Consider the following 7538-nt stretch of genomic DNA (forward strand, 5'->3'; position numbering starts at 1 on the left):
GTCTGCCTCAGAGTGCGGTGGGGAGGGTCTGCCACAGGGTCGGCCGGTCGGGCGCCGCCCGGAGGGCGCCGAGCACGGCCGGGTGAGGTACAGCGTACAGGTCCGGGTAGTCCACCTCATTGCACCGCGGGTCGGGCGTCCAGGCCAGGCGCTCGCCGTCGAGGGAGAACCGCGCGTCCACGCCGGGCTTGTTGCCGCGCGGGTCCTGGCGGTGCCAGGCGCCGTGGAAGCGGACGGCGACCAGGCCGTGGACGACGTGGCCCTGGCCGTCGTCGTGCAGGAGCCGCTGGTAGCAGAGCGCCGTGGGGATGTCCTCGGCGCGCAGCAGGGCGGCGAGGGCGTGGGCCTTGGCGTGGCAGATGCCGGTGCCCAGGGTCAGGACGTCGGAGGCGCGCCAGGTGACGCGCGGGTCGCCGGAGTCCTGGGAGTGCGGGATGGCGTCGCGGACGTACTCGTAGGCGGCCTGTGCATAGGCATACGAGTCGGCCACGTCGGCGGCCAGCCGGGCCGCCGTCCGCCCGACCATCGGGTGGTGGTGGTCGATGACCTCGTCAGCGGCGAGGTAGGCGGAGAGGTCGGGGGTTGTCTGGATCAGCTCCATGCCCGCAGAGCATAGGAAAGCGATCACCCGAACGTCAATGACTTTTCAGGTGACCGCATACCTATGCAGAGCTGTCCGCTACCGCGCCATCTCCTCCTTGACGGCGGCCACGAACGCGTCCACGTCGTCCTCGGTGGTGTCGAACGCGCACATCCAGCGCACGACGCCCGCCGCCTCGTCCCAGAAGTAGAAGCGGAACCGCTCCTGGAGGCGCAGGCTCACCTCGTGCGGGAGCGTGGCGAAGACGCCGTTGGCCTGCACCGGGTAGAGGATCTCGACGCCGTGCACGGCCCTGACCCCCTCGGCGAGCCGCTGCGCCATCTCGTTGGCGTGCCGGGCGTTGCGCAGCCACAGGTCCTTGGCGAGCAGCGCCTCCAACTGCACCGACACGAAGCGCATCTTGGAGGCGAGCTGCATGGACAGCTTGCGCAGGTGGCGCATGTGCCGGACCGCGTCCTGGTTGATCACCACGACGGCCTCGCCGAACACCGCGCCGTTCTTGGTGCCGCCCAGGGACAGCAGGTCGACACCGACGGCGTTGGTGAACGCCCGCATCGGGACGTCCAGGGAGGCGGCGGCGTTGGCGATCCGGGAGCCGTCGAGGTGCACGCGCATGCCGAGGCCGTGCGCGTGGTCGCAGAGGGCGCGGATCTCGTCGGGCGTGTAGAGGGTGCCCAGTTCGGTGCTCTGGGTGATCGAGACCACCTGCGGCATCGCCCGGTGCTCGTCGTCGAAGCCCCAGGCCTGCCGGTCGATCAGCTCGGGGGTGAGCTTGCCGTCCGGGGTGGGCACGGTGAGCAGCTTCAGGCCGCCCATCCGCTCGGGGGCCCCGCCCTCGTCGACGTGGATGTGGGCGCTCTCCGCGCAGATCACCGCGCCCCAGCGGTCGGTGACCGCCTGGAGCGCGACGACGTTGGCGCCGGTGCCGTTGAAGACCGGGAAGGCCTCCGCGCTCGCCCCGAAGTGGCTGCGGATCACGCCCTGGAGGTGCCCGGTGTAGTCGTCCTCGCCGTAGGCGACCTGGTGGCCGCCGTTGGCGAGGGCGAGCGCGGCGAGGATCTCCGGGTGGGCCCCGGCGTAGTTGTCGCTGGCGAATCCCCGGACCTGCGGGTCGTGGTGGCGCCTGGCGTCGGTCCGGGGCGGGTTCACGGCCGGTCGGTCAGCCACAGACGGTTTCCGTTCACTTCGGCGGCGGGCTTGTCCCAGACGTCGACGATGGCCTCGGCGAGGTCCTTGACGTCGGTGAAACCGGAGAACTTCGCGTTCGGGCGGTCGGCGCGCATCGCGTCGTGGACGAGCGCCTTGACCACCAGGATGGTCGCGGCGGAGGTCGGCCCCTCCTCGCCCCCGGCCTTGCGGAAGTAGTCGCCCATGGCCAGCGTCCACGCCTCGGCGGCGGCCTTGGCGGCGGCGTAGGCGGCGTTGCCCGCGGTGGGCCTGGTGGCGCCGGAGGCGCTGATCAGGACGTACCGGCCGCGGTCGCTGAGCTGGAGCGCCTCGTGGAAGGCGAGGGAGGTGTGCTGCACGGTGCGGATGAGCAGCAGTTCGAGGAAGTCCCAGTCGTCCAGGACGGTCTTGGTGAAGGTCTCGCTGCCGCGCCAGCCGCCGACGAGGTGCACCAGGCCGTCGACGCGCCCGAACTCGGCGCCGATGTGCGCCGCCCACTCCCGGGTGGAGTCCAGGTCGAGCAGGTCGACGGGTTCGCCGATGACGTTGGCGCCGCCGCCCGCGTACCGGGCCGCGTCGACCGCCTCGGCGAGCCGCTCGGGATCGTTGTCGGCCGCGACGACGGTCGCGCCCGCCTCCGCGAGCCGGAGCAGGGTGGCCCGGCCCGCCGCTCCGCCCGCGCCGGCCACCGCGATCACCGCACCGCTGAGAGCCCCGTTCCCCATGTTCCTCGCCTCCTGAACAGCGTGCGCCTCGGCCTCGTCCGTCCCGCCCGGGGACGTTGCGGCCGCCGCCCGCTCACTCTCTGTGGTGCGGTCGCTCACGCGGCGATCCGCTCTTCGCTCTCCCGTGTGATACCCCGGGTCGAGGCGATCACGTTCTTCAGCTTCTTGGAGAGTGCCTCATAGAACATGCTCAGCGGAAACTCGTCGGGAAGCACGTCGTCCACGAGCTTGCGCGGCGGCAGGCCGAGGTCCAGCGCGTCGGGGCCCTTGGCCCAGCGGGATCCCGGGTGCGGCGCGAGGTAGCCGGAGACCAGCTCGTACCCGGCGAACCAGTGGACGAGCTTGGGGCGGTCGATGCCGTCGCGGTAGAGCTTCTCGATCTCGGCGCAGAGCTGGTTGGTGACCTGGGGGGCGCGCTCCCAGTCGACGCGCAGGGTGTTGTCGGTCCACCGCAGGACGTCGTGCTTGTGCAGGTAGGCGAAGAGCAACTGGCCGCCGAGGCCGTCGTAGTTGCGCACCCGCTCGCCGGTGACGGGGAAGCGGAACATGCGGTCGAAGAGGATCGCGTACTGGACGTCGCGGGCCTGCGGGACCCCTTCGCCGGCGAGCTTCACGGCCTCCCTGAAGGCGGTGAGGTCGCACCGCAGCTCCTCCAGGCCGTACATCCAGAACGGCTGGCGCTGCTTGATCATGAACGGGTCGAAGGGCAGGTCGCCGTGGGAGTGGGTGCGGTCGTGGACCATGTCCCACAGGACGAACGCCTCCTCGCAGCGCTTCTGGTCGTGGACCATGGCGGCGACGTCCTCGGGCAGCTCGATGCCGAGGATGCCGACGGCGGCCTCGGTGACCCGGCGGAAGCGGGCGGCCTCGCGGTCGCAGAAGATGCCACCCCAGGAGAATCGTTCCGGCGCCTCGCGGACGGCGATGGTCTCCGGGAAGAGGACGGCGGAGTTGGTGTCGTACCCGGCCGTGAAGTCCTCGAAGGTGATCCCGCAGAACAGCGGGTTGTCGTAGCGGGTGCGCTCCAGCTCGGCCAGCCACTCCGGCCAGACCATCCGCAGCACGACCGCCTCCAGGTTGCGGTCCGGGTTGCCGTTCTGCGTGTACATCGGGAAGACGACCAGGTGCTGGAGGCCGTCCCGGCGGTCCGCGGCGGGCTGGAAGGCCAGCAGCGAGTCGAGGAAGTCCGGCACCCCGAAGCCGCCGTCGGCCCAGGCGCGCAGATCGGCGGCGAGGGCGCGGTGGTACTCGGCGTCGTGCGGGAGCAGCGCGGACAGCTCCCCGACGGCCGTGACGACCGTCTCGACGGCGTGGACGGCCTCCTCGCGGGCGGGGGCGCCCTCGGCCGCGAGGTCGATCGAGCCGTCCTTGGACTGCCATGGCCTGATCCGCTCCACGGCGCCCTTGAGGACGGGCCAGGCCGGATGTTCTACCGCCCTGGTCGCCGGAGGAATCCGCCCCTCGAAGCCCACCCGCTCAAGAATTTCCGTCATGTCCCACCCTCCACCGAAGAAGCTCGCGTCAGAAGACCGTATACATATGGCCTTTCACCCAGCAAGAGGCGCCTCCGGAAAATATCCTGCCCACCCCCGCTTCTCACCGAACTTTTTCCTGCCGGAAACCCGGATGACCGACGGAAGCGTCCGCCGCGCCTACCCCGTACCGGGAGACCCGAAACAGGCCACTGATCGCCGGGGAGCTGGGTAGGGGACCCGCGGGAGCGGACACGGCACGCACGGGTCCATCGCGGGGCGCGGCCGTTAGGCTGCGGCTCTGCCCGCGCGGCCGTCCGCCCCGGTGCGCGCGAGCGCCGAGCCGCCGTCGACGGAAGAGGGTCGAACCTTGAACTTCCTTACCATCGGTCACCGCGGGGTCATGGGTGTCGAGCCCGAGAACACCCTCCGTTCGTTCGTCGCGGCCCAGCACGCCGGGCTCGACGTGATCGAACTCGATCTGCACCTGAGCAAGGACGGCGCCCTCGTCGTCATGCACGACGCGGACGTGGACCGCACCACCGACGGCACCGGGCCCATCGCCGAGAAGACCCTCGCGGAGCTGCGCGCGCTGGACGCGGGCCGCGGCGAGCGGGTGCCGGTCTTCGAGGAGGTGCTGGACGCGGTGCCCACGCCGCTCCAGGCCGAGATCAAGGACGTGGCGGCGGCCCGCGCGCTGGCCGGGGTGATCCGGGAGCGCGACCTGGGCTCCCGGGTCGAGGTGTCGTCGTTCCACGACGAGGCGATCGCGGAGATCGCGCGGGTGCTGCCCGGCGTCCGCACCGCGCTGATCGCCAGCCGCTACACCGGCGACGTGGTGGACCGGGCCGTCGAGGCCGGGGCCGGGACGGTCTGCCTCAGCCTCCGGCGGCTCACGCTGGAGATCGTCGAGCGGGCCCGCAAGGCCGACATGCGGATCATCGGCTGGGTGGTGAACACCCAGGAGCAGTTGCGGCTGGCGCGGGCCTTCGGCCTGGACGGCGTGACCACCGACCTCCCGGAGATCAAGCGCACCGGCCGCTTCACGGCCTGAGCCTCAGCCCAGCTCCTTGATCAGCAGCTCGAACCGCAGATCCGTGCGGAGCGGGATGCCGAAGCGCTCGTCGCCGTACGGGAAGGGGGTCGTCCGTCCCGTACGGCGGTAGCCGCGGCGCTCGTACCAGGCGATGAGGTCGTCGCGGACGGAGATCACGGTCATGTGCATCTCCCCCACGCCCCAGCCCTCCCGGGCGGCGCGCTCCGCCTCGGCGATGATGGTCTTGCCGAGCCCGGCGCCCTGGAGCGCGGGGCTGACCGCGAACATGCCGAAGTAGGCGTGGTCGCCGCGGTGTTCGAGCTGGCAGCAGGCGATGGTCCGGCCGTCGCGCTCCACGACGAGCAGGCGGCTGTCCGGCGACTCGATCACCTCGCGCACGCCCCGCGGGTCGGTGCGCTGCCCCTGGAGGAGGTCCGCCTCGGTGGTCCACCCGGTCCGACTCGAATCCCCCCGGTACGCCGACTCGATCAGCGCGACGAGGTCGCCGACGTCGGCGTCGGTGGCGTCGCGGAAGGTCGGTGCGGAGGTGGCGGCCGTGTCCATGGTGCGGTTCTCCTCGGGGCTGCGGCGCGGGCACCGACGAGGGTAGCGCGCGGCGCGTTAGGCTCCGCCGCCATGGTGCATGTACTCAGCGGCAGGATCCTGCTCCGTCCGACCGACCCCGAGCGGTCCCGCGACTTCTACGGCGAGCGGCTCGGGCTCGCGGTGGCCAGGGAGTTCGGTACGGGTCCCGAGCGCGGGACGGTCTACTTCCTCGGCGGTGGCTTCCTCGAACTGTCGGGGCGCCTTGAGGCGCCGGCGTCGCCGCCCTCCCCCGCCGGGCGGCTCTGGCTCCAGGTCGAGGACGTGGCGGCGGCGCACGAGGAGCTGACGGCGAAGGGCGTGGAGATCGCACGGCCCCCGGTCAAGGAGCCGTGGGGGCTGATCGAGATGTGGATCACCGACCCGGACGGCACCCCGATCGTCCTGGTCGAGATCCCGGCGGACCATCCGCTGCGCTACCGCCCGGGTATCTGACGGCGCGTCAACGGGCTTGTCCGGCGCGGCGATCGGCGTCCGGTCAGGCCCGCAGGGCGCCCAGGCTGCCCTCCAGGCGGCCGAGCAACTCGCCCAGCAGTCCGGCCAGTTCATCGCGCCCTTCGGGGGCGAGCACGGACAGGACGGCCTTCTCGTAGGCGAGTTGCTCGGGAAGGATGCCGTCGACCAGCTCGCGCCCCTCGTCGGTGAGGCGGAGGTGGGCCACCCGGCGGTCGCGGGTGTCGCCGCGCCGCTCGACCAGTCCGCGCTCGGTGAGCTGCTTGAGGCGCTTGGTGACGGCGGCCCCCGAGGAGAACGTCTCGCGGGCCAGCTCGCCCGGGGTCAGCTCGTGTCCGGTGCGGCGCAGCGCGCCGAGCAGGTCGAACTCCGGGCGGCTGAGCCCGGCCCGCCGCAGCGGCGCGTCCTCGGCCTGCTGGAGGAGGGCGGCGCAGCGGTTGACGCGGCCGATGACCTCCATCGGCGCGGTGTCGAGTCCGGGATGGACGGCCCGCCACTGCCGTACGACCGCCGAGACGGTGTCGTCCGCGGCGGCTGCGGTCGCGGTTCTGTGGCGGGGTGCCGTCATGGTCGTACGCCTTCCGTCTCCGTGCGGTCGCCCGGCTGCCGTCCCCGGCGCCGGGTCGTCGCGGCGAGCGTACGGTGTCCGGCCTGTTCGGCGCGCATCACCCGCTCCTGCGGCAGGGCGCGCTGCCACCACTCGCCGGACGCGGCGTCCGCGGTGTCCCGCAGGTCGACGAGGGCGGCGGCCAGGCCGCGGCGGGCGGACTCCAGGGCCCCGGGGTCGGCGGCGGGCCCGGCGAGCAGCCGGGCGGTGCGCTCACGGGCGCGTTCGACGGCGGCCAGGGCGTCCTCGACGCGGTCGCCCGCCCGCCGGTTGGTGACGGCGACGGCGGCCAGGAAGCCGACCAGGGCGCCGACGAGGGTGTCCGCCACCCGTTCGGTGACGAGGGTGCCGGGCTCCTGGACGCCGACGAACTCGGTGATGAGCAGCGCCATCGGGGTGACGCAGACGCTGCCGAGCCAGTAGTTGCGGGTGATCAGCGCCTCGGCGCCGAAGTTCAGGGCGAGGCAGCACAGGACCAGGGCCGCGGGTCCGAGGTGGGCGAGCGGGGCGACGGCGGCGAACAGGAGGACGCCCGCGAGGTTGCCGACGACGCGCTGGACACCGCGGCTCCAGGTGAGGGCGACGTTGGCCTGGTAAAGGGAGGCGGCGGTGACCAGGGCCCAGTAGGGGCGGCCGACCCCGAGGGCGAGCGAGGCGTACCCGGCCAGGGCGCAGCCGACCGCGGTCCGCACGGCGAGCGGGGTGAGCGGGGCCAGGCGGCGGCGCAGCGGGGTGCGCGGGGCGGCGAGTTCCACCTCGACGCCGAGGAGTTCGTCGGCGTCCTCCGGGGTGTCGGTGCGCGGGACGGGTCCGGCGGCGACGAGTTCGCGCGCCCAGCCGCGCAGCCGTTGCGGGTCGCTGTCGGCGGGGGCGG

9 protein-coding genes are annotated in these 7538 nt (G+C 72.6%); 2 read left to right on the plus strand and 7 right to left on the minus strand.

What is annotated here, in order from left to right:
* Window positions 1-7: 7 nt before the first annotated feature.
* From GA0115242_RS26345 to GA0115242_RS26360, 4 genes are all read right to left on the minus strand, one after another.
* Window positions 8-601: a transglutaminase domain-containing protein gene (locus tag GA0115242_RS26345; protein ID WP_093832676.1), complete on the minus strand. Its 594-nt coding sequence runs from the start codon at window positions 599-601 to the stop codon at window positions 8-10.
* 78 nt (window positions 602-679) lie between these two features.
* Window positions 680-1750, minus strand: a complete 1071-nt coding sequence (locus GA0115242_RS26350; RefSeq protein ID WP_093832694.1) for a threonine aldolase family protein — start codon at window positions 1748-1750, stop codon at window positions 680-682.
* Window positions 1747-2493, minus strand: coding sequence for an SDR family NAD(P)-dependent oxidoreductase (locus GA0115242_RS26355; RefSeq protein WP_093832678.1), 747 nt, complete (start codon window positions 2491-2493; stop codon window positions 1747-1749). The genes GA0115242_RS26350 and GA0115242_RS26355 overlap by 4 nt, the downstream gene beginning before the upstream one ends.
* A gap of 95 nt (window positions 2494-2588) precedes the next feature.
* Window positions 2589-3986, minus strand: coding sequence for a DUF6421 family protein (locus GA0115242_RS26360; protein WP_093832680.1), 1398 nt, complete (start codon window positions 3984-3986; stop codon window positions 2589-2591).
* 349 nt (window positions 3987-4335) lie between these two features.
* On the opposite strand from GA0115242_RS26360, the gene GA0115242_RS26365 reads away from it, so the two are divergent.
* Window positions 4336-5019, plus strand: coding sequence for a glycerophosphodiester phosphodiesterase (locus GA0115242_RS26365; RefSeq protein WP_093832682.1), 684 nt, complete (start codon window positions 4336-4338; stop codon window positions 5017-5019).
* 3 nt (window positions 5020-5022) lie between these two features.
* On the opposite strand, the gene GA0115242_RS26370 is transcribed toward GA0115242_RS26365, so the two are convergent.
* On the minus strand, window positions 5023-5565 hold the full coding sequence (locus GA0115242_RS26370) for a GNAT family N-acetyltransferase (protein WP_093832684.1): 543 nt from the start codon (window positions 5563-5565) through the stop codon (window positions 5023-5025).
* A 72-nt stretch (window positions 5566-5637) separates the two neighbouring features.
* Between GA0115242_RS26370 and GA0115242_RS26375 the strand changes: the two genes are divergently transcribed.
* Entirely contained in the window at window positions 5638-6039 is a 402-nt protein-coding gene (locus GA0115242_RS26375; protein ID WP_093832686.1) for a VOC family protein, read from the plus strand.
* Window positions 6040-6082: 43 nt separating this feature from the next.
* Here GA0115242_RS26375 and GA0115242_RS26380 read toward each other — a convergent pair whose 3' ends face one another.
* Window positions 6083-6625: a MarR family winged helix-turn-helix transcriptional regulator gene (locus tag GA0115242_RS26380; RefSeq protein WP_093832688.1), complete on the minus strand. Its 543-nt coding sequence runs from the start codon at window positions 6623-6625 to the stop codon at window positions 6083-6085.
* The coding region (locus tag GA0115242_RS26385) for an FUSC family protein (protein WP_141721752.1) at window positions 6622-7538 on the minus strand (917 nt) is incomplete at its 5' end. The genes GA0115242_RS26385 and GA0115242_RS26380, both read right to left, overlap by 4 nt.

This window comes from Streptomyces sp. SolWspMP-5a-2, from assembly GCF_900091845.1.
Lineage (GTDB): Bacteria > Actinomycetota > Actinomycetes > Streptomycetales > Streptomycetaceae > Streptomyces > Streptomyces doudnae.

Bases quoted from the DNA above. Each gene is read 5' to 3' on its own strand.
- GA0115242_RS26380 (WP_093832688.1), bottom strand. From the start codon at position 6,625: ATGACGGCACCCCGCCACAGAACCGCGACCGCAGCCGCCGCGGACGAC.
- GA0115242_RS26375 (WP_093832686.1), top strand. From the start codon at position 5,638: ATGGTGCATGTACTCAGCGGCAGGATCCTGCTCCGTCCGACCGACCCC.
- GA0115242_RS26370 (WP_093832684.1), bottom strand. From the start codon at position 5,565: ATGGACACGGCCGCCACCTCCGCACCGACCTTCCGCGACGCCACCGAC.
- GA0115242_RS26345 (WP_093832676.1), bottom strand. From the start codon at position 601: ATGGAGCTGATCCAGACAACCCCCGACCTCTCCGCCTACCTCGCCGCT.
- GA0115242_RS26355 (WP_093832678.1), bottom strand. From the start codon at position 2,493: ATGGGGAACGGGGCTCTCAGCGGTGCGGTGATCGCGGTGGCCGGCGCG.
- GA0115242_RS26360 (WP_093832680.1), bottom strand. From the start codon at position 3,986: ATGACGGAAATTCTTGAGCGGGTGGGCTTCGAGGGGCGGATTCCTCCG.